The sequence below is a fragment of the Rhizorhabdus antheiae genome, assembly GCF_049889055.1.
Lineage (GTDB): Bacteria > Pseudomonadota > Alphaproteobacteria > Sphingomonadales > Sphingomonadaceae > Rhizorhabdus.
On sequence record NZ_JBLTWO010000002.1, the window covers coordinates 628,168 to 647,910 of the forward strand.

Annotated in this window: 17 protein-coding genes; 6 read left to right on the forward strand and 11 right to left on the reverse strand. The window is 64.7% G+C overall.

Features of this window, described 5'->3' with window-relative positions:
• Positions 1-103 precede the first annotated feature (103 nt).
• Positions 104-943 carry a LytTR family DNA-binding domain-containing protein gene (locus ACNI3R_RS07345; RefSeq protein ID WP_426181331.1) on the reverse strand — a complete coding sequence of 280 codons (840 nt, stop codon included), beginning with the start codon at positions 941-943 and terminating at the stop codon, positions 104-106.
• A gap of 220 nt (positions 944-1,163) precedes the next feature.
• On the opposite strand from ACNI3R_RS07345, the gene ACNI3R_RS07350 reads away from it, so the two are divergent.
• A complete protein-coding gene (locus tag ACNI3R_RS07350; RefSeq protein ID WP_426181333.1) occupies positions 1,164-2,015 on the forward strand; it encodes an FkbM family methyltransferase in 852 nt (283 codons plus the stop codon).
• A gap of 20 nt (positions 2,016-2,035) precedes the next feature.
• Here ACNI3R_RS07350 and ACNI3R_RS07355 read toward each other — a convergent pair whose 3' ends face one another.
• From ACNI3R_RS07355 to dapA, 8 genes are all read right to left on the reverse strand, one after another.
• Positions 2,036-2,662, reverse strand: a complete 627-nt coding sequence (locus ACNI3R_RS07355) for a glutathione S-transferase family protein (protein WP_426181335.1) — start codon at positions 2,660-2,662, stop codon at positions 2,036-2,038.
• Between the two features lie 37 nt (positions 2,663-2,699).
• A complete protein-coding gene (locus ACNI3R_RS07360) occupies positions 2,700-3,071 on the reverse strand; it encodes a VOC family protein (protein ID WP_426181337.1) in 372 nt (123 codons plus the stop codon).
• Positions 3,064-4,137 carry a recombinase RecA gene (gene recA / locus ACNI3R_RS07365; RefSeq protein ID WP_426181340.1) on the reverse strand — a complete coding sequence of 358 codons (1,074 nt, stop codon included), beginning with the start codon at positions 4,135-4,137 and terminating at the stop codon, positions 3,064-3,066. Before recA ends, ACNI3R_RS07360 begins: the two co-directional genes overlap by 8 nt.
• Positions 4,138-4,246: 109 nt before the next feature.
• A complete protein-coding gene (locus tag ACNI3R_RS07370) occupies positions 4,247-6,655 on the reverse strand; it encodes a hybrid sensor histidine kinase/response regulator (RefSeq protein ID WP_426181343.1) in 2,409 nt (802 codons plus the stop codon).
• A gap of 42 nt (positions 6,656-6,697) precedes the next feature.
• Positions 6,698-8,719, reverse strand: coding sequence for a M13 family metallopeptidase (locus ACNI3R_RS07375; protein WP_426181345.1), 2,022 nt, complete (start codon positions 8,717-8,719; stop codon positions 6,698-6,700).
• A 58-nt stretch (positions 8,720-8,777) separates the two neighbouring features.
• On the reverse strand, positions 8,778-9,350 hold the full coding sequence (locus tag ACNI3R_RS07380; protein ID WP_426181348.1) for a DUF2062 domain-containing protein: 573 nt from the start codon (positions 9,348-9,350) through the stop codon (positions 8,778-8,780).
• A gap of 13 nt (positions 9,351-9,363) precedes the next feature.
• Positions 9,364-9,846, reverse strand: coding sequence for an SsrA-binding protein SmpB (gene smpB / locus ACNI3R_RS07385; RefSeq protein WP_426181351.1), 483 nt, complete (start codon positions 9,844-9,846; stop codon positions 9,364-9,366).
• Between the two features lie 134 nt (positions 9,847-9,980).
• Complete coding sequence (gene dapA, locus ACNI3R_RS07390; protein ID WP_426181353.1) at positions 9,981-10,856, reverse strand: 4-hydroxy-tetrahydrodipicolinate synthase; 876 nt, start codon at positions 10,854-10,856, stop codon at positions 9,981-9,983.
• Positions 10,857-10,902: 46 nt separating this feature from the next.
• Between dapA and ACNI3R_RS07395 the strand changes: the two genes are divergently transcribed.
• The 5 genes from ACNI3R_RS07395 to sppA all read left to right on the forward strand — a co-directional run bounded on the left by ACNI3R_RS07395 (position 10,903) and on the right by sppA (position 18,293).
• Complete coding sequence (locus ACNI3R_RS07395; RefSeq protein WP_426181355.1) at positions 10,903-12,951, forward strand: lytic transglycosylase domain-containing protein; 2,049 nt, start codon at positions 10,903-10,905, stop codon at positions 12,949-12,951.
• 184 nt (positions 12,952-13,135) lie between these two features.
• Positions 13,136-14,581 carry a circularly permuted type 2 ATP-grasp protein gene (locus tag ACNI3R_RS07400; RefSeq protein WP_426181358.1) on the forward strand — a complete coding sequence of 482 codons (1,446 nt, stop codon included), beginning with the start codon at positions 13,136-13,138 and terminating at the stop codon, positions 14,579-14,581.
• Positions 14,581-15,516 carry an alpha-E domain-containing protein gene (locus ACNI3R_RS07405; RefSeq protein ID WP_426181361.1) on the forward strand — a complete coding sequence of 312 codons (936 nt, stop codon included), beginning with the start codon at positions 14,581-14,583 and terminating at the stop codon, positions 15,514-15,516. Before ACNI3R_RS07400 ends, ACNI3R_RS07405 begins: the two co-directional genes overlap by 1 nt.
• A 1-nt stretch (position 15,517) precedes the next feature.
• Positions 15,518-16,345: a transglutaminase family protein gene (locus ACNI3R_RS07410; protein ID WP_426181364.1), complete on the forward strand. Its 828-nt coding sequence runs from the start codon at positions 15,518-15,520 to the stop codon at positions 16,343-16,345.
• A gap of 67 nt (positions 16,346-16,412) precedes the next feature.
• Complete coding sequence (sppA, locus tag ACNI3R_RS07415) at positions 16,413-18,293, forward strand: signal peptide peptidase SppA (RefSeq protein ID WP_426181366.1); 1,881 nt, start codon at positions 16,413-16,415, stop codon at positions 18,291-18,293.
• A gap of 19 nt (positions 18,294-18,312) precedes the next feature.
• Here the strand turns inward: sppA and ACNI3R_RS07420 are convergent, their stop codons facing one another.
• Entirely contained in the window at positions 18,313-18,957 is a 645-nt protein-coding gene (locus tag ACNI3R_RS07420; protein WP_426181369.1) for a hypothetical protein, read from the reverse strand.
• An 80-nt stretch (positions 18,958-19,037) separates the two neighbouring features.
• Positions 19,038-19,664: a trimeric intracellular cation channel family protein gene (locus ACNI3R_RS07425; protein ID WP_426181372.1), complete on the reverse strand. Its 627-nt coding sequence runs from the start codon at positions 19,662-19,664 to the stop codon at positions 19,038-19,040.
• Positions 19,665-19,743 lie beyond the last annotated feature (79 nt).

The window sequence follows — 19,743 nt, forward strand, 5'->3', positions numbered from 1 at the left end:
AGGCGAGAGCCGACCGCTTCTCAAGCGGTGATGGTGGTTTCGCGGGATGTCGGTGATGCTCGTCCCGACGGCGCCATGCCGTCACGGATCGGGAAGCCACCGATCAGGCGGCCGATGCCGGCTCGTCCAGCCATCCCCGCTCACGCAGATGGGCGATGCGGTTTCTGGCGACGGGCACACGCAGTCCATTGGTCAGCAGCAGCACGACCGAGCGGCCATCCCGCTCCCACCGGTCGATCGCGCGGCGGTCGACCCACCAGGACCGGTGCACCTGCATACCGCGCTCCTCGTCGAGCGCCGCCACAACGTCCCGCAACACCCCGTGGTGCAGATAGGATCGGCCAGGAAGATGGACGCGGACATGATGGTCCTCCATCTGCAAGCACAGCGCGAGTTCGAGCAAGTGATCGGGCAGAGCTGCAGGATGATCGAGTGCGAGCGGATCAGGGGCGTTGTCCGGTACGGACAGCCCCGGCTGAGGCATGGCGGTCAATACCGAGGGGCCACCCGCCCGCCAGAAGGATGGCCTGTTCCGGCCCATCTCGATCCAGGTCAGGGCCGCCATTGCCGGCAAGGCGACCATGATCGTGAGACCATACCAGTCGAACATCGACATGGCGGCGGCGCGGCGCGGCCAGAAGGCATAGGTCTGGAGCGCGCCCAGCAGGGCCAGCGGAACGCTCGTCACGATGACCGCCGCGAAGAAACAGAAAAGTGCCGGAAAGCCCCGCCGCCGCCCGGCGTCCAGCGCTGCGACCATGGCCGGCCAGAGAAGGAGGCTGCCGATCCAGAACAGGCAGGTCCAATAGGCCATTCGCCGGAAGACGTCCGACTCATAACTACCGAAAGGACCGAGCAGGCCGAATTCGAGACCGGCCAGGGTCGCCCAGCCCAGGACGCTGGCCCATCGCTCGGGGCGCTTGAGAAGGTCGCTCGATTCCACAGTGCATCATTGCTGCAAAGCGTGGGCTGACGGCAAGTGGCTTTGCCGTACCGTTCGCCAGTTCGCCCGCTCGCCCATTCGCGAAGCCGGGCTCGCCGCCGCTCAACGCCGGTGACAGGTTCATGCCCGACCGGCGGATCAGCAGGAAAGGCGGGTGATGTTACAACGCGTACGGAACTTCATGCGGCGGCGCGATGATGGAACGGCCGGACGACTGAACATGCTGCTAACCCTGATGAATGAGCGGCTCGCTGCCGAATTCCGGCCGACCGTGACCTATGTCGGCAACAACCGCGTACTTGTCGGGACCCGCGTCGGCGACCGCACCATCGCTTATTATGTCGAAGCAGACGACCGGCTGCTCAGTCCCTGGTTCATCGTCACAGGACAGTTCGAAACCGAGGTGACCAACTATCTGCTCCGACACCTTCGTGCGGACAGTCACTGTATCGATGTCGGAACCAATTTCGGCTATTATAGCTGCCTGATGGCGCGCTTCTGTCCGGCGGGCCGCGTCCTCGGCGTCGAGGCCGATCGCCACATCGCCGAACTGGCAAGGGACAATCTGTTCATCAACGGCCTCCACGAAAGAGGCGATGTCATCTGGGCGGCTGCGTGCGATCGCAACGAGGACATAACCCTGTACCGCCGCATGTCGCGGTCCGGGAATACGAGCATCGTCGATATGGGGGAGAGCTTCACCACCCATATGGGCGAACAGCCGTCCCAGCCTTTCACCGTGCAGGGCCGCAAGATCGACGACCTTGCGGATCGGCTCGGCGGCCGGGTCGATTTCATCAAGATCGACGTCGAGGGGGCCGAACCTCTGGCGCTGCGTGGTGCCGCCGATGTCATCCGCGACAATCGGAATTTGTCGATCGTGATGGAATGGTCGCCCGGGCAGATCGCGGCCGCTGGATTCGATGTCGCCGAGTTCGTCGACGAAATCGATGCGCGGGAGCTGCAGGTCTCGATCCTGGAGCGGCACTCGGAGAGGCCCCTCCACATCTCCAAGCTGGCAAGCCTGCCCTATCAGGCAGCGATCATCTTGAAGAGAAGCCGGACACGATAGACCCGCTTGCCCGACCAGCGTCAGGCATAGGCATAGGGGCCGCCCTTTTCCAGGGCGGCAGCATAAGCCGGTCGCTGGTGGATCTTGTCGAGCCACTCGCAGATGTTCGGGCGCCGCCCATCGAGTTTCAGCCGCTGGCGCGCCGCCTCGAGCGGAAAGCTCATCATGATGTCGGCGGCAGAGAAACTGTCGCCAGCAAACCAGCTGTGGCGGACCAGCTCGCTTTCGACATAGTCGATATGGGTCATCGCCATGCCGGTGACGATCTTGCGTGCCGGCCAGCCAAAGGGCCCCATGCGGTCGATGACCAGCTTGAGCAGCAGCGGTGGCATCAGCGAACCCTCGGCATAGTCGAGGAAATAGCGCCAGCGCAGCGCGCCATCGGCGTCCTCGGGCGGACCGAGTTGCCCCCCTGCCAGCGCCACGAGATATTCGAGGATCGTCGCGGTCTCGGCCACGATGCGGCCGTCATGCTCGACGACGGGGGATTTGCCGAGCGGATGGACGGCCTTCAACTCGGGCGGCGCCAGCATCGTCTTGCGATCGCGTTCGTAACGCTTGACCTCATAAGCGAGGCCAAGCTCCTCGAGCATCCAGAGAACCCTCTGGGACCGCGAATTTTCGAGATGGTGGACGATGATGGTCAAGATACGGCTCCGGCGATGAAAACCGGCTCCGCCCCCGTCAGCCCGGCTCGTTCACATAGACCGCCATTTCATTACCGGAAGGCTCCCGGAAGTGAAAGCGCCGCCCGCCCGGAAAGGCAAAGATCGGCCTTGTCACCACCCCGCCCGCGCCTTGCACGGCAGCAAGGCTGGCTTCGAGATCGTCTGCCTCAATGATGGGCAAGGGAGCGGAGGGCGCATCCTCGCCATGGCCGTTCAGACCCAGATCGCTGGTGCCCCCTGCTCCCGCCGCGACGGTACCGGCATAAGCCGGACCGAAGACGGTCAGGGACCAGCCGAAGGCCGCCTCGAAAAACTGCCGGCTCGCCGCGACATCGGCCGTCGGGAGCTCGACATAGTTCAGCCGCGCGGTTGGCGCGCGATCAGACATCGTCGTCTTCGGACGGGCCGGCCATCAGCGCCTCGCCGACATCCTCGGCATTGCCGCGAATGGCCGCTTCGAGCTTCGCCGCGAGTTCGGGATTTTCGCGCAGATAATTTTTCGAATTTTCGCGACCCTGCCCGATGCGGATCGAGTCATAGCTGAACCAGGCGCCCGACTTCTCGACCAATCCGGCCTTGACGCCGAGATCGAGCAGCTCGCCCACCTTCGACACGCCTTCGCCATACATGATGTCGAACTCGACCTGCTTGAACGGCGGGGCGACCTTGTTCTTCACCACCTTGACGCGGGTCGTGTTGCCGACGACGTCCTCGCGGTCCTTGATCGCGCCGGTGCGACGGATGTCGAGACGCACCGATGCGTAGAATTTCAGTGCGTTGCCACCCGTCGTCGTCTCGGGCGAACCATACATCACGCCGATCTTCATGCGGATCTGGTTGATGAAGATGACAAGGCAGCGCGACCGGCTGATCGAACCGGTGATCTTGCGCAGCGCCTGGCTCATCAGCCGCGCCTGCAGACCGACATGGCTGTCACCCATCTCACCTTCGATCTCCGCCCGCGGAACCAGCGCGGCGACCGAATCGATCACCAGCACGTCGATCGCATTGGAGCGCACCAGCGTATCGGTGATCTCGAGCGCCTGCTCGCCGGTATCCGGCTGCGAGACGACCAGTTCGTCGATGTTGACGCCAAGCTTCTTGGCATAGACGGGATCGAGCGCATGTTCGGCGTCGATGAAGGCGGCCGTACCACCGGCCTTCTGCGCCTCGGCGATCGCATGAAGCGCGAGCGTCGTCTTGCCCGAGCTTTCCGGCCCGAAGATCTCGACGATGCGGCCCCGCGGAAGGCCGCCGATGCCCAGCGCGATATCGAGGCCGAGCGAGCCGGTCGAAACCGCCTCGATCTGCATCGTCTCGCGACTGCCGAGCTTCATCGCCGAGCCCTTGCCGAAGGCGCGATCGATCTGCGCCAGCGCGGCTTCAAGGGCCTTCTGCCTGTCCATATTAGCTGCTTCCTTTTCGGATCCGATGAGCTTCAACTGCGCCGACATTGTGCGTTCTCCCCTCGTAGAGCGGGCCATCCGAAACCTCAAACTGGAAGTTACGTACCGCAGATGTTCCATGAGAACAAGAGAAGAACTTTCTTATTTTGTTCCAGCCCTAGCCTCGCACATGATCGGCCAGCGCCTCGCGCGCCGCCTGGCAGATCTGCTGGACGGAGAAGGGCTTGGGGAGGAAGCCGATATTGTCGATGTCGATCGATTTGCGGAGTTGCTCCTCGGCATAGCCGGACATGAAGATGATCGGCAGATCGGGCCGCTTCGCGCGCGCCGCGCGCGCCATGGTCGGACCGTCCATCGTCGGCATCACCACGTCGGAGATCACGAGATCGATCTGCTGCATGCGGTCCTCGAGGACCTCCAGCCCCTCCTCGCCATTGGTCGCGGTGAGGATCTTGTAACCCTGCCGGACCAGCGCCCGTTCGGCCACCGCGCGCACCATGGCCTCGTCTTCGACGAGCAGAATCGTGCCGGTGCCCCACAATTCCGTGCTGACTTCCTTCACGGCCGCCCTTGGCGCGGCCGTCCCGGCGGGCGCCTGATGTACCGGAAGGTAGATGACGAAGCTGGTCCCCCGCCCGATCTCGCTCTCGGCGAAGATGAAACCGCCGGTCTGTTTGACGATGCCGTACACCGTCGACAGGCCGAGACCAGTGCCCTTGCCCACCTCCTTGGTCGTGAAGAAGGGTTCGAAGATCTTGTTGAGATTGTCCGTCGGAATGCCGGTGCCGGTGTCGGTCACGCGGAGCGCGGTATATTCGGTGACAGGCATAATCTCGATACCCAGCGCGCGGACGTCGGCCTGCGACACCGCATAGGTCTGGATCGAGAGGGCCCCGCCCTCGGGCATGGCATCCCTCGCATTGACCGCGAGATTGACGATCACCTGTTCGAGCTGCCCGGGGTCGGCACGGACGGTGCCGAGGTTGCGCCCATGGCTGACCTCGAGGCGGATCGTCTCGCCGAGCAGTCGCTTGAGCAGGTTGCTGATTTCCGAGATGATGTCGGGGATCTGCAATATCTGCGGGCGCAGCGTCTGTTGGCGCGAGAAGGCCAGCAGCTGGCGGGTCAGTGCGGCCGCGCGGTTCGAATTCTGCTTGATCTGCTGGATATCGTCATAGTCGCTGTCGCCCGGAATGTGGCGCATCGACATCAGATCGCAATGGCCGATGATCGCGGTGAGGATATTGTTGAAGTCATGCGCGACGCCGCCGGCGAGCTGGCCGACCGCCTGCATCTTCATCGCCTGGGCGACCTGCCGCTTGAGCTTCGACTCCTCGCTATTGTCCTTCAGACTGAGCAGCACGGAGGCCGTGGCGCCCAGTCCCTTGGCCGCCGCTATGGTCAGCGAGACATTCTCCTCCGAGCGGGCCTTGAGACGGACCGACAGGTCGCTCGCCGAACCGCGCCCGGCCGAGAAACGGCGCACCGCGTCCGAAACCGCCGCCTTGTCCTCCTCGACCACCAAATCGCTCGGATAGACGACCGTGGCATCCGGGCCGAGCCCTGCGGCACGGCGGAAAGCCGAATTCATGAACGCCACCCGCCCGTCGCGCTCCGCCAGCGCGAGACCGATCGGCAACATGCCGAGCAGCGCGTGCAGATCGCCCGTCGCATAGCTGCGATTGTCGCCCGCCGCCGACGCATCGTCGAGCATCAGGAACAACGTGGCCTTCATCGTCCCCTGATCGCCCAGCGGGATCTGGATCAGCCGGATCGGATCGGCCGAAGCCGGCTCTGCGGCGAGGCGGATAACGTCGCCGTCGCTGCGGAGCAGATCGGCGAAGGCCCAACCGGACGAAGGCGCCTCGGCCGACCCCAGGGCGCGGCGCAGAAACACCTTGTTCGCGACCAGCCCGATACCATTGCCGTCGACGAGCGCAGCCATCACGCCCGAACTGCCGACGCGGCGTCCTACATCGCTGGTCAGCAGGCGCATGACGTCGCCGATCATGTCGAACCGTCCGGACCGGCGGAAGCGCCAGACGAGATGGTCGTCGGTGCTGCCGGCCCGACGAACGACGACGTCGATCAACCCTCGGTCGCTTGCCAGATTGGCGATCTGCGCGTGCCCGTCACGCCGGGCGGCCACAGCGGCGGCGGCCAGTTGCTTTCGGGCGTCCTCATCCAGCGGCAGCGCCGGGGGCGTCGGCAATCCGCCGAACCAGCTTTCGAACTGGCCATTGGCGCAGATCAGTTCGCCACGCCCACCGGTCACGGCAATGCCCGCGTCGCCGTCCTCGACGATCCCACGCAGCAGCGACACGTCGATATGCCGCATCGGGCGCACGTGGATCTGCGACCGCAGCATCGCCACGAACAGGATCATGCCGATGCCCAGACAGAAAGCGAGCATGAACAGGCCCGCGATCATCAGATCGTCGGTCGCGCCCCAGATCATTCCGGCCATGCCCAACGACGCAACCGCCGTCAGCAACAGCAGCAGCGCGTTGAACATGAAGCGGCCTGTGCCGGCGGAAATGGGCTTGGCGGGATACAAGGTCGACATGCCGCCTAGTTCCCCTGCCCCTTGTCCGCCGTCAAGCGGCGCTTACCAGATCCTGACGCGATCCTGCGGCGACAGATAGAGTCGTTCGCCGGGCTGAACCTTATAGGCCGAGTAGAAAGGATCGAGGTTGCGGACGACCCAGGCGCGCTGGATCGACGGCGAATGCGGGTCGGTCAGCAGCCGCTGCCGCAGATTGGCCTCGCGATAGCTGCGCCGCCAGACCTGGGCCCAGCCGAGGTAGAAGCGCTGATCGCCGGTATAGCCGTCGATCACCGGAGCAGGCTTGCCGCCGAGCGACATCAGATAGGCCTCATGCGCCACCGTCAGGCCGGCAAGGTCGGCAATATTCTCGCCCTGCGTCAGCGCGCCCTGGACATGCAGGCCCGGCAAAGGTTCATAGGCGTCATATTGCTTGACGATCCGGTCGGTGAGCGCCGCGAACTTCTTGACGTCCTCTTCGGTCCACCAGTCCGACAGCCGCCCATGCATATCATATTTGGCGCCCTGGTCATCGAAGTGATGGCTGATCTCATGACCGATGACAGCGCCGATCCCGCCATAGTTTATCGCCGGATCGGCATTCGGATCGAAGAAAGGCGGCTGCAGGATAGCCGCTGGGAAGACGATCTCGTTCATCCCGAAATTGGCGTAGGCGTTGATCTCCATCGGCGTCATATGCCACTCGGTCCGATCGATCGGCTTGCCGAGCTTGTCGAGATTATGCTGCCATTCGAAGGCATTGCCGCGCATCGCATTGCCGACGAGGTCGCTTCGGTCGATCTTGAGCGCCGAATAATCGCGCCATTTGCTCGGATAGCCGATCTTCGGGGTAAAGGCCGCCAGCTTGGCGCGCGCCTTCACTTTGGTTTCCGGCGACATCCAGCTGAGCGCATCGATCCGCCGGCCCATGGCGGCGATGACGTTGCGCACCAGTTCGTCCGCAGCGGCCTTGGTCTCCGGGGTGAAATGCAGCTTCACATATTCCTGCCCCAGATCCTCGCCGACCAGATTCTTGACCAGGGTCACGCCGCGCTTCCAGCGGTCGCTGTTCTCCGGGGTCCCCGAAAGCACCGTCTGATTGAAGCCGAACTCGGCATCGACGAACGGCTTTGACAGATAGGGCGCATAGGCGTTCAGCGCCGTGACGAGCAGATAGTCCTTGAGCACCCCCAGCGGAGCCGCCTCGACGGCCTTGGCAGTGCCGGCAAAGGCACTGGGCTGGCCCACCAGGAATTGCTGCTGCTGGTCGAGGCCGGCGGCCTTCAGATAGGCGTCCCAGTCGAAGCCCGCCGCATTCGCGTCGAAATCGGCGCGGCTCCATTTGTTGTAGGTCTTGGTGCTGTCCCGCGAGTCCACCTTGGTCCAGTGGACCCGCGCGAGGTCGGCCTCGAACGCCACGATCCGCGCGGCGCGCTCTTCCGCCTGCTGCTCCCCGGCCAGACTCAGCAGCCGGGCCAGATAGGCCTGATATTCGCCACGCGTCTTGGTCAGCGCCGCGTCGTCCTTCAGATAATAATCGCGGTCGGGCATGCCGAGCCCGCCCTGCCGCAGCATGGCGATATAGGCATCGGGATTCTTGTCGTCCTGATCGACATAGGCAGCGAAGGGCGAGGATATCCCCTGGCGGACGAGATCGCCCATCTTGGCGGCGACGGCAGACTTGTCGGGCAGCGACGCGATCGAGTCGAGCATGGGTTTCAAGGGGGTGATGCCGGCGGCCTCGACCGCCTTCTCGTCCATGAAACTGGCATAGAGATCGCCGATCCGCGAACCCGGCCGCTCCGCCGCCTTGTCCAATATGGCGCGGCTGCGACTCATCGAAAGTTCGTCGAGCACCGTGAACATACCGTAATTGGAGCGGTCTGCGGGGATCGGCGTAGCCTTCGTCCAGCTGCCATTGGCGAAGGCGTAGAAATCGTCGCCAGGCTTGACCGTCTTGTCCATGCCCTGGGTGTCGAAGCCGAAACTGCCATAGGCCGGCTTGCCAGCATCCGCCGCCCAGACGGCATAAGGGGCCCCTGCCAGCACGGAGCCGGCGACTAGCGCGATTGCAAAGCGTTTCATGAAAACCTCGGTGTATGATCTGACTATGACGGGAGGCTTACCATCAAGAATGTCAGGATCAAACCTCGAGGGGGGCAGCCTCGTCACGATGACGCTCGCGCTGCTTCCACTTATGGGCGACCCACGCGGTCCAGATGCATCCCGACAGCAGATAACCGATCGCCGCCGCCACGACCGAGATCACGAACAGGCCGGTCACCAGTGCGGGCGCCGCCGACGAGGCAAGCCAGGCGAACCAGTCGGCCAAGGTCGCGCCCTGATTGATCATCACCATAACCGTGCCGACATCGGCCGAGGAATGAACGAAGCGGTTGCCGATGACGATCGACAAATAGAGGATGAAGGGCGTCGTCGCCGGGTTGCTCAAAAAGGTCATGGCAACCGCGATCGGGACGTTCGCTCGGCATGGCAATGCGAGCAGCGCCGCTCCGATGATCTGGATACCGGGGATCATCAGGAAGATCCCGACGATCAGGCCGAGCGCGACGCCGCGCGGAACCGAGCGGCGGGTAAAGCGCCAGAGCGAAGGTTCAAGGATGCGGTGCGCAAATGGCTGCAGCCACCGCACCTGTTCGAGCGATTCCCGCGTCGGCGCGTTCTTCCGCCACCAATTGCCGATTCGGTCGAACATCCCCCGCCCGCCCTCAGCCGCGATCGCGCAGCAGGCGCTGCTGCTCGCGCTTCCAGTCGCGCGCCTTTTCGGTATCGCGCTTGTCGTGAAGTTTCTTGCCCTTGGCCAGCGCCAGTTCGACCTTCGCCCGCCCACGACCGTTGAAATAGATCGACAGCGGGATCAGCGTCATGCCCTCGCGCGACACGGCGTTGCGCATCTTCTCGATCTCGCGTTCATGCAGCAGCAACTTGCGCGGACGCTTGGGCTCATGGTTGAAACGGTTGCCATGGCTGAACTCGGGTACGTTCGAATTGACCAGCCACACCTGGCCGTCCTTCACCTCGGCATAGCTCTCCGCGATCGATCCCTCGCCGAAGCGGAGCGATTTGACCTCGGTGCCCGTCAGCGCGACGCCGGCCTCGAAAAACTCGTCCAGAAAATAGTCGAAGCGCGCCCGCCGGTTCTCGGCGACCACCTTCTTCTTCTCGAACTCTACAGGACGCGGTCGGGCCATAAATCTCATTCTACCCGCGAACGGCGGGCCTTATCGAGGAAGACGACCGCGCCGGCCGGAACAACCGGCGTGTCGTCGTTGTAAAGTAGGCATACGAAGCCCGGCCGCAAGCTGTTCCCGAAGCCGCCCCGGCCTTACAATGCGCCCGCGTGCCGCAGCGCCGCGTCGACCGCAGCGCGGCTCGCCTCGGACGGCCAGGTCATCGGCATGCGCAGCTCGGGCGGGAAGTCGGGATAGGTGCGGCTCAGCGCATATTTGACCGGGCCCGGAGAGGCGTCGCTGAACAGCGCGGCATGCAGCGGAAACAGCTTGTCCTGCAGCGCCAGCGCATCCTTCCAGCGGTCTTCGAGGCAGGCCGTCTGGAACTGGGCGCACAGGCCCGGCAGCACATTGGCGGTGACCGAGATGCAGCCCCGGCCACCCATCGCCATGAATCCAAGTGCCATGTCGTCATTGCCCGACAACTGACAGAAATCGGGGCCGCAATGCAGCCGCTGGGCAGAAACCCGTTCGACCTTCCCGCTGGCATCCTTGATCCCGACGATACCGGGAAGTTCGGACAATTTTCCAAGCGTTTCCGGCATGATGTCGGTCACGGTACGGGCGGGGACGTTATAGACCACGATCGGCAGGCTGCAATGCTCGGCCAGATAGCGATAGTGGAGCAGGATGCCGTCCTGATTGGGGCGGTTATAATATGGCAGAACGACCAGCGCCGCATCCGCGCCGGCGGCCTGCGCCGACTTCATATGTTCGAGCGCGACCAGCGTATCGTTCGATCCGCAGCCCGCAATGACGGGAACGCGGCCTTTCGCCTGCTCGATGCAGACCCGGACGACATGATTATGCTCCTCGATCGACATCGTGGCGCTCTCGCCGGTCGTACCGCACGGCACCAGTGCGCTCGATCCCTCCGCGATCTGCCAGTCGACGAAGGTCCGAAAGAGCTTCTCGTCGAACGTCCCGTCGCGAAATGGCGTCACCAAGGCTGGAATCGACCCGCTGAACATCACGCACTCCCTTCACCTCGGCAACCGCAATGGCCATAGTGGCCCGATGACGTCCGTCCGAGAAACGACAGCGCCCCATAGGTTCGCGCCCCCTCCCCTGTCCAGACGCTCACGCCGCCTTTTTCTGAGCGTCGCGCTGTTGGTCTCCACCGCTGCGATCGCCGCAACGATCGTGCCGCAGGCTGCACCGCCGCCCGCGGCACTGTCGCCTGTCCAAAGTGCACCCGCTTTGCGCGACGATATATTGCAAGGTGTGATCGCAGAATGGCGACGCCTCCAGCAGAGCGATTCCCCGCCCTTCCGCGACTATGCCGCTTTTCTGATGGCCCATCCCGGCTGGCCCGGCGAAAGCGCGATGCGGCGCGCGGCCGAACGCCGCATTGATGCCGGCGGCTTCGACGCCGCTTATCTGATCAACTTCTTCACCCGCTTCCCGCCACTCACCGCCGCCGGCCAGACCCGCTTCGCCGAGGCGCTTGCGACGACCGGCCGGATGGCGGAGGCGCGGCGCAATGCGGCAGCCGCCTGGGTTACCAAAGGCCTGACGCAGGAAGACGAGGCCAGGCTGACCGCACGGTTCGGCGCCAGCATGACGGCGGCCGATCACGATCGCCGCATGGAGCGCCTGCTGCTCGATCGCGCGACGACGCCCGCAGCACGCCAACTCGCCAATACCTCGCCCGCCCGACGACCGCTCTATGCCGCGCGCCTCGCGCTCGTCCGGCAGGACGCCGACGTGCAGGCGCAGATCGATGCCGCCGGCGACGCGATCAACCACGATCCCGGTTTCATGATCGAGCGCGCCCGCTATCTGCGCGACAAGGGCGACAGCATGGCGGCGCGGATATGGCTCGCCCAGTCGCGCAACCTGACGGCCGCACCGTTCGACACGGCCTATTTCCTCGACAATCTGCTGAGCTTCGCGCAGGCGGCGCGCGCCGACAGCCAGTTCGATCTTGCGCTCGCCATCGCCAAACATGCCGAACAGGCCTTCCCGCCGGGCACCCGCATCCGCGACCGCCCCTTCGCCGAACGCGACGATTATACCAGCCTGATGTGGCTGGCGGGCACCGTGGCGATGGAAAAGCTCGGCCGCTATGACGATGCGGTCACCATGTTCGACCGCTATTCGCGGGCCGCGCAGACACCGGGCACACAGACAAAAGGTTGGTACTGGGCCGGCCGCGCAGCCGAACGCGGCGGCAAGCCCGATTGGGCGCGCAGCTATCTCGGCCAGGCGGCCGTCCATGTGGATCAATTCTACGGCCAGCTCGCAACCGAACGCCTTGGTCGCGAAATCGCGCTGCCGCCGGAGCCGCCCAAGGCGGCGGTGTCCAATCAGGCGCGCGCCAGCTTCGAGGCGAGCGAGGTCGTTCGCGCCGCCCGCCTTTTGGGCCGGACCGGCCCATGGCAGGACCAGACGCAGTTCATCCGCCTCATCGCCAATAATGCCTCGAGCGATGCCGACCATATCCTCGCGGGCGAACTGGCCCGATCGATCGGCCGGCCCGATCTGGGCGTCATGGTCTCCCGTAATGCACGCACCAGCGGCACGCCCGACCCGCTGCGGATCGGTTTTCCCGAAGTCCCGGTCCCCGAGGCGATGCGCGACCACTGGACCCTGATCCACGCGATCGGACGCCAGGAAAGCCAATTCGATCGGGAAGCCACCAGCAGGACCGGTGCGCGCGGCATCATGCAGCTGATGCCGGCGACCGCGCGCGAGCAAGCCGGGCGCATGGGACTGCCTTATGATCCGGTCCGGTTGGGCGAGGTCGGCTACAACGTCACGATCGGATCGGCCTTCTTCGATCGCATGCTCAGTCATTATGGCGGCAATTATGTGCTGGCGGTCGCCAGCTACAATGCCGGTCCGGGCAATGTGAACAAGTTCATCCGCGCCAATGGCGATCCACGCCTGCCGGGCGTCGACGTGGTCGACTGGATCGAAGCGATTCCCTTCGCCGAGACGCGCGGCTATGTGCAGAAGGTGCTGGAGAATGCCGTGGTCTACGATCTGCTCAACCCGGCCCGTGCGCGCGGCTCCAACCGGAATCGTCTTTCGAGCTATCTCGGCAAGGCGAAGCCAGGTTGATCAGCCGCGTTTTTCTCTTTTTCTTTGCGCCAAGTCCTTGATGGAACTGGCACAATATCTGCCGCGTTGTACGCGCTCGCGCGGGCTGGAAACATGCCATATCCATGAAGCCGCAAAACCTCTTGTGCGTCGCAACAAAGCGATGCACCATCCACTTGTTCGATACGAACAATAACGGAGCTGTATGGCAGGGACAGGCGCTTTCGACGAGATCCGCGGCACACCGGGCGACCCGGCAGGACGACCCGAGTTCGCGGAGTTATTGCAATGGATAGAGGACACGCCGTCTAGCGAACTCGATCGAAGACAGAAGGCCGCCGAAGCCGCCTTCCGACAACTTGGGATTACCTTCGCCGTCTACGGCGAAGACGAATCCGCCGAGCGCATCATTCCCTTCGACATCGTCCCGCGTATCTTCACCGCCCGCGAATGGGCCAATCTCTCCGAAGGCCTCGTCCAGCGCGTCGAGGCGATCAACGCCTTCCTCGCCGACATTTACGGCCCCCGGAAGATCCTCGCCGACAAGATCGTTCCCGAAGAACTGATCCTGTCCAATCCGCAATTCCGTCCGATGCTCGCGGGAGCCAAGCCGCCGCACGGTGTGTTCGCGCATATCTGCGGCATCGATCTGGTGCGGACCGGGCCCGACGATTTCTGGGTGCTCGAGGACAATGCGCGCACACCTTCGGGCGTGTCCTACATGCTCGAAAATCGGGAGGCGATGCTGCGGCTCTGCCCCGAACTGTTCGAGCAGTTCAAGGTCGCCCCGATCGACTCCTATCCCGATGCGCTGCTGGAAACGCTCCAGTCGGTCTCCCCGCGCAATCAGGGCGCTGGTGCCACCTGCGTCCTGCTGACCCCAGGCCATTTCAACTCGGCCTTTTACGAGCACAGCTTCCTCGCCGATTCGATGGGCATCGAACTGGTCGAGGCTGCCGATCTGGAGGTCGACGACGACAAGGTCTGGATGCGCACGATCGAGGGGCGAGTCCAGGTCGACGTGATCTACCGCCGGATCGATGACGACTATCTCGACCCGCTGGTCTTCCGTCCGGACTCGCTGCTGGGCGTGCCGGGCATCATCGCCGCCTATATGGCGGGCAATGTCGCGCTGGTGAATGCCCCGGGTACGGGCATCGCCGACGACAAGGCGATCTACAGCTACATGCCCGAAATCGTCCGCTATTATTCGGGGAGCGACGCCAAACTGCCGAATGTCGAGACCTATCGCTGCCGCGAGGCCGATGCGTTGCGCTATACGCTCGACAATCTCGACAAGCTGGTGGTCAAGCTGGTCGACGGATCCGGCGGCTACGGCATGCTGGTCGGCCCTACCGCGACCAAGGCGCAGATCGAAGAGTTCCGCGCCGCCCTGATCGCCGAGCCACAACGCTACATCGCACAGCCGACGCTGGCCCTGTCCACCGTCCCCACCCTCACCGAAGCCGGGGTGGCACCACGCCATGTCGACTTCCGGCCATTCGTCCTGTCGGGCGCCAGGGGCGTCACCATAACGCCGGGCGGATTGACCCGCGTGGCATTGCGGGAGGGATCGCTGGTGGTGAACTCCAGCCAGGGCGGCGGCACCAAGGACAGCCTCATCCTGACCGGCCGGGAGGTGCGCGCCTGATGCTCTCGCGTACCGCCAACTCGCTCTACTGGATCGGCCGTTATGTCGAACGGGCCGAGTTCACCGCCAAGCTGATCGAGGCCACCATAAGGCTCGACGCCCTGTCCGCCCGCCCGGCGGGCCAGGGCGCCTGGGACAGCGCACTGCTCGTCGCTGCCGCCGACCAGGATTTCGCGCTCACCGGCGAAACCAGGACCCCGCTCGCCATCAGCCGCTACCTGACGCTGTCGACCGACAATGCCAATTCGGTGCGCTCCTGCCTCGATGCTGCGCGCAGCAATGCGAAGTCGGTGCGAACGGCGCTCAGCCGCGATGCCTGGGAAGCGATCAACCGCGCCTGGCTGGGCCTGCGTGGCCGCGCTTCCACCGGGGGCAGCCAGGCAACGCTCAGCCTCGTCGAACAGATTCGTGCGGAGACGCGCGGTTTCGAGGGCGCTCTGCACCGCATGCTGCGCAACGAAGCCTATGCCTTCATAGGCCTCGGCGCGGCGATGGAGCGGGCGGACAACACGGCCCGGCTGATCGACGTCAAATATCACCTCCTCCTGCCCGAGGGCGAGAAGGTGGGCGGACCGATCGACCGCGATCAGTGGACGACCATCCTCCACACCGTTTCGGCGGTGACCGCCTATCGCTGGCTGTACAGCGAGGGGCTGAAGCCCTGGCTGGTGGCGGAACTGCTCAGCCTGCGCCGGGAGTTGCCACGCTCGCTCATCGCCTCATCGGAGGAGGCGATCGGTCACCTCAACGCGATCGGGAAGCGCACCGGCCTTCAGGGCGAGGCAGACCGTCTCGCGCGCGTCCGCCACAACGCGCTGGAGCGCACATCGATCGACGCCATTTTCAACCAGGGCCTGCACGAATGGCTGACCGCGTTCATTCGGGAGAATACGCGGATCCACCATGCCGTCGGTCAACAGTTCCGGTTCTCCTGACATGCGCCTGCTGATCCAGCACCAGACCGAATATCGCTTCACCATCCCGCAGTCGCGCGTGGTGCAGATGCTGCGCATGACACCGACGAGCCATGTCGGGCAGAATATCGTCAACTGGCATATCGACGTGGATTGCGATGCGCGCCTGAAACATTCGCGCGACGGTTTCGGCAATGTCGTCTCGATGCTCTATCTGGCGGGTCCGATCGAGCGGATCGGGATGCGGGTTTCGGGCGAGGTCCTGACCGAGGATCGCGCCGGGGTCGTTACCGGGACCGCCGAAACATTACCGGCGGCCATTTTTCGACGCCCGACCGAACTCACCAAGGCACCGGAGCCGCTGGTCGATCTGGCCGAGCGCCATGGCGGGACCACCGGTGACGATCTTGCCCGCGCCCATGCACTCAATTCTGCCGTGGCAGCGCTCTTCCGCTGCAATCTTCAGCGCAGCACCGAGGTTCGATCGGTCGCCGAGATCATCGAGGCGGGACATGGCTGCAGCATGGACCTCGCCCATGTCCTCGTGTCGGTCGCGCGCGCTGCGGGCTTCGCTGCGCGCTTCGTCACCGGATACATCTATCGCGAATCTCCCGATCCGGAGCATCGCCATGCCCCGCATTTCTGGGCGGAGATCGACGTTCCGGGCTTCGGCTGGATCGGCTTCGACCCGGCCAACGACATGTGCCCGAACGAGCGCTATGTCCGCGTCGCCAAAGGCCTCGACTTCCGCGATGCCGCGCCGATCTCGGGCGCCCGCGTCGGCGGCGGGCATGAGGTGATGAACGTGGGCGTCGACATCAGCATGTCTCAGGCGCAATATCACAGCTGATCCCATGGACGCCGCGTCGCGGGGTCCCTATCTGCCTCCGCATAACGGAACGAAGGTTGATCGCGCGATGAAACTGGTACGGGGGCTTTGGGCCTTGCTCGTGGGGATCAAGGACGCGCTCGTCCTGATCGCCATGCTGCTGTTCTTCGGCACGCTCGCTTTCGCCCTGTCGATGAAACCGAACAGCGCCCTGCCTTCCTCCGGCGCGCTCGTTCTCGATCTGGCGGGCAGCCTGGTCGAACAGCCGTCCGAGACCGATACGCTGTCGCTGCTGTCGGGCGGTAACAGCCTCGTTCGCGAAACCCGCCTGCGCGATGTCGAGCGCGCGCTGTCCGCTGCATCGCGTTCGAGCAGCGTAAAAGCGGTGGTGCTAGACCTCGACGGCTTCATAGGCGCCGAACCCGCGACACTCGCCGCCGCATCCGCCGCCATCGACAAGGTCCGCGCCGGCGGCAAACCGGTCTTCGCTTATGCCACGGCCTATGCAGACGACGGCTATCGCCTCGCGGCCCACGCTACGGAGATCTGGCTCGACCCGCTCGGCGCCGTCGCCATCGCCGGGCCCGGCGGATCGCAGCCTTATTTTAAGGGGCTGATGGACAAGCTTGGCATCACCGCCAAGATATACCGTGTCGGCACCTATAAGGCCGCCGTCGAACCCTTCCTGAGAAACGATCAGTCACCCGAGGCGCGCGAGGCCAGCCAGGCGCTGTACGGCGCGATCTGGGCCGAGTGGCAGGCTGACGTCCGCAAGGCACGGCCGAAGGCCCGCATCGCCGACTATATCGCCCGTCCGACCGCGCTGATCGGCGCATCCGGGGGCAGGATGTCGCAGGCCGCCGTCGACAATGGCCTGGTCGACAAGCTCGGCGACCGCAACGCCTTCCGTTCGCGCATCGCCGCGATCACGGGCGAGGATGCCGGCGACCTTCCCAACGGCTTCAAGACGATCGACTTCGATCGCTGGGTGTCTTCCAACCCGGAAAAGTCTGCCGGAACGCCCATCGGCGTGCTGACGGTCGCCGGAGAAATTGTCGACGGCTATGCCCCGCCGGGCACTGCCGGTGGCACGACCATCGCCGAGTTGCTCGAAGAGGAACTGGCCCGCAAGCGCATCAAGGCGCTGGTGTTGCGGGTAGATTCGCCCGGCGGCTCGGTGACCGGGGCTGACCGCATCCGTTCGGCAGTGCTCGAAGCCAAGGCGATGGGGTTGCCCGTCGTGGTGTCGATGGGCGGCCTTGCTGCCAGCGGCGGCTACTGGATCTCGACCCCTGCCGATCGCATCATCGCCGACCGCTCGACGATCACCGGTTCGATCGGTGTGTTCGGTATCATCCCGACATTTCAGGGATCGCTCGAAAAGCTCGGCATCGGTGCCGACGGGGTAAAGACGACCCCCCTTTCAGGCGAGCCCGACGTGCTGCGCGGCACATCCCCGCAGTTCGATGCGATGGTGCAAGGCTCGATCGAAGACATCTATGGTCGCTTCGTTGGTCTCGTCGCGCAGTCGCGCAAGATGACTCCCGAGCGGGTCAACCAGATCGCGCAGGGCCGCGTCTGGTCCGGCGTCGCCGCGCGGCAGATCGGCCTCGTGGACAGCTTCGGCAATGTCGACGATGCCGTCGCCGCTGCCGCCAAGCTTGCCAAGCTCGACCCCGCCAATGTCCACCCGCTCTACATCGAGGAACCGCTGTCGCCCTGGCGTCAGTTGCTGCGCGACTTCGCTGCCCCCGAGGAAAGCCGTGAGGCGCAGGTTGCGACCGATCCCTGGGCCGTCATTCTCGGTCGGCCCGAGCGGCAGATGCTGCAGGCGGTCGGCACAGCCAAGTCCTTGCTGACGGGTCCCTCGATGCAGGTGCGCTGCCTCGAATGCCAAAGCCTGTCCGGCGCGCCGCGCGCCAAGGACATAAGCGAGGCGCGCAGCTTGCTGGCCTGGCTGCTTCGCTAGGCCAGCCGGATCCTGCGGATCAGCCGAACCGCGCCGTGCAGGCCTGGGCTGTTTCGTTCGGCGGCCCGAGGCGGGTCATGCGGACCAGCGCCTCCTGCTTCAATTCGAGCGTGCTTTCATATTTGCTCGCGCCGCGCGCCTTCAGCCCATCGCCGATCGTCGCATCGAGGTTCCGCCGCATCGCCATAAGCTCGGACATCATCTTCTCAGTGGCTGGCTCCTTGCTCGTCACCGACTTGGTGAGAAAATCGCCCAGCGCATAGCAGCCGATGGCCGCCTCGAACCGCTGCGCAGGCAGTTCGACGCCGCCGATCTTCGCCGCAAGCGGGAAGCTCTGGTTGCATGGCTGGACGAGATCCTGCCAGTTGCCTGCGGTGACGTCGCCTTCCAGTTCGCTCATGCGCGACACTACCGCCGAAGCCGTGGGCGTGTCGAAGCGATTGCCGTCCGAGGCGGCGAGCATCGCATAATGGAGGATTCGGGTCTGCGCCGGGAAATCCAGATCGGCCTTGACGTTGCTGTTCCCCGCCCGTGCGGAGGCCGCACTGACGACGGCGCAGGTCGCCGCCCGGTCGATCGGGTCGGTCGGCAACGCCAGCTTCTTCGGCCCGCAGCCGGCCAGCAGGACCAGCGTCGCAGACAAGGCGATCGTGACTTTACGCATCTCTACATCCTTACCGTTACAGGCCCTTAACTACGTCTCAGCGCAGGGCCGGTTCCTGAACGGGATCGGTCGAACGTGCCTCAGTCGCGGTAGCCGGGCAGCGCAATGCCACGGGCGATGGCCAGCGCGCGCAAAGCGAAGCCGGCGCCCGCCGCCAGAGCTGCAGCCACATACAGGGGCGCGCCGAGCAAGGTGAGGACGACGAACAGTCCTGCAGCCAGTGCCGCTGCGGTCACATACAGCTCCGGCCGCAGCAGGATCGAGGGCTCCCCCGCCAGCACGTCGCGGACGATGCCGCCCATGCAGGCGGTCACCACCCCCATGGTGGCGGCGCCGAGTGGTGGAATGCCGAAGGCCAGCGCCTTCCATGAGCCGAAGACCGCATAGGCGGCCAGCCCGACCCCGTCGAACCATTCGAGCGCCCGCACCGGCCAGATCCGCGTCGGTGTCATCCAGACGGCGAGCGCCGCCAGCAAGCAGACCGCGAGTGCGCGGTTATCGTGGATCCAGAAGACCGGGGCTCCGATCAGCAGGTCCCGCAACGTCCCGCCGCCGGTTCCCGTTACAGCCGCGAAGAAGGTGAAAGTGACGATCGTCTGCCCGCGCCGCGCCGCCGCCAGCGCGCCGCTGACCGCGAAGATCGCGATGCCGAAAATGTCGAGCATCGGCAGCGCAGAGCGCACCATGAGGAGATCGGGCATGTCCATGGCCCGCTGTCCTATGGAACGGCGCGGGAGGCAAGCCATCGCACCCGGCGGCATATGGACTTGATCGTTTCGATTGTTA

Excerpts from the sequence above, each read along its gene's own strand:
- ACNI3R_RS07350 (WP_426181333.1), top strand. The coding sequence starts at position 1,164 with ATGCTGCTAACCCTGATGAATGAGCGGCTCGCTGCCGAATTCCGGCCG.
- ACNI3R_RS07360 (WP_426181337.1), bottom strand. The coding sequence starts at position 3,071 with ATGTCTGATCGCGCGCCAACCGCGCGGCTGAACTATGTCGAGCTCCCG.
- recA (WP_426181340.1), bottom strand. The coding sequence starts at position 4,137 with ATGTCGGCGCAGTTGAAGCTCATCGGATCCGAAAAGGAAGCAGCTAAT.
- ACNI3R_RS07370 (WP_426181343.1), bottom strand. The coding sequence starts at position 6,655 with ATGTCGACCTTGTATCCCGCCAAGCCCATTTCCGCCGGCACAGGCCGC.
- ACNI3R_RS07375 (WP_426181345.1), bottom strand. The coding sequence starts at position 8,719 with ATGAAACGCTTTGCAATCGCGCTAGTCGCCGGCTCCGTGCTGGCAGGG.
- ACNI3R_RS07380 (WP_426181348.1), bottom strand. The coding sequence starts at position 9,350 with ATGTTCGACCGAATCGGCAATTGGTGGCGGAAGAACGCGCCGACGCGG.
- smpB (WP_426181351.1), bottom strand. The coding sequence starts at position 9,846 with ATGGCCCGACCGCGTCCTGTAGAGTTCGAGAAGAAGAAGGTGGTCGCC.
- dapA (WP_426181353.1), bottom strand. The coding sequence starts at position 10,856 with ATGTTCAGCGGGTCGATTCCAGCCTTGGTGACGCCATTTCGCGACGGG.
- ACNI3R_RS07395 (WP_426181355.1), top strand. The coding sequence starts at position 10,903 with ATGACGTCCGTCCGAGAAACGACAGCGCCCCATAGGTTCGCGCCCCCT.
- ACNI3R_RS07400 (WP_426181358.1), top strand. The coding sequence starts at position 13,136 with ATGGCAGGGACAGGCGCTTTCGACGAGATCCGCGGCACACCGGGCGAC.
- ACNI3R_RS07405 (WP_426181361.1), top strand. The coding sequence starts at position 14,581 with ATGCTCTCGCGTACCGCCAACTCGCTCTACTGGATCGGCCGTTATGTC.
- ACNI3R_RS07410 (WP_426181364.1), top strand. The coding sequence starts at position 15,518 with ATGCGCCTGCTGATCCAGCACCAGACCGAATATCGCTTCACCATCCCG.
- sppA (WP_426181366.1), top strand. The coding sequence starts at position 16,413 with ATGAAACTGGTACGGGGGCTTTGGGCCTTGCTCGTGGGGATCAAGGAC.
- ACNI3R_RS07420 (WP_426181369.1), bottom strand. The coding sequence starts at position 18,957 with ATGCGTAAAGTCACGATCGCCTTGTCTGCGACGCTGGTCCTGCTGGCC.
- ACNI3R_RS07425 (WP_426181372.1), bottom strand. The coding sequence starts at position 19,664 with ATGGACATGCCCGATCTCCTCATGGTGCGCTCTGCGCTGCCGATGCTC.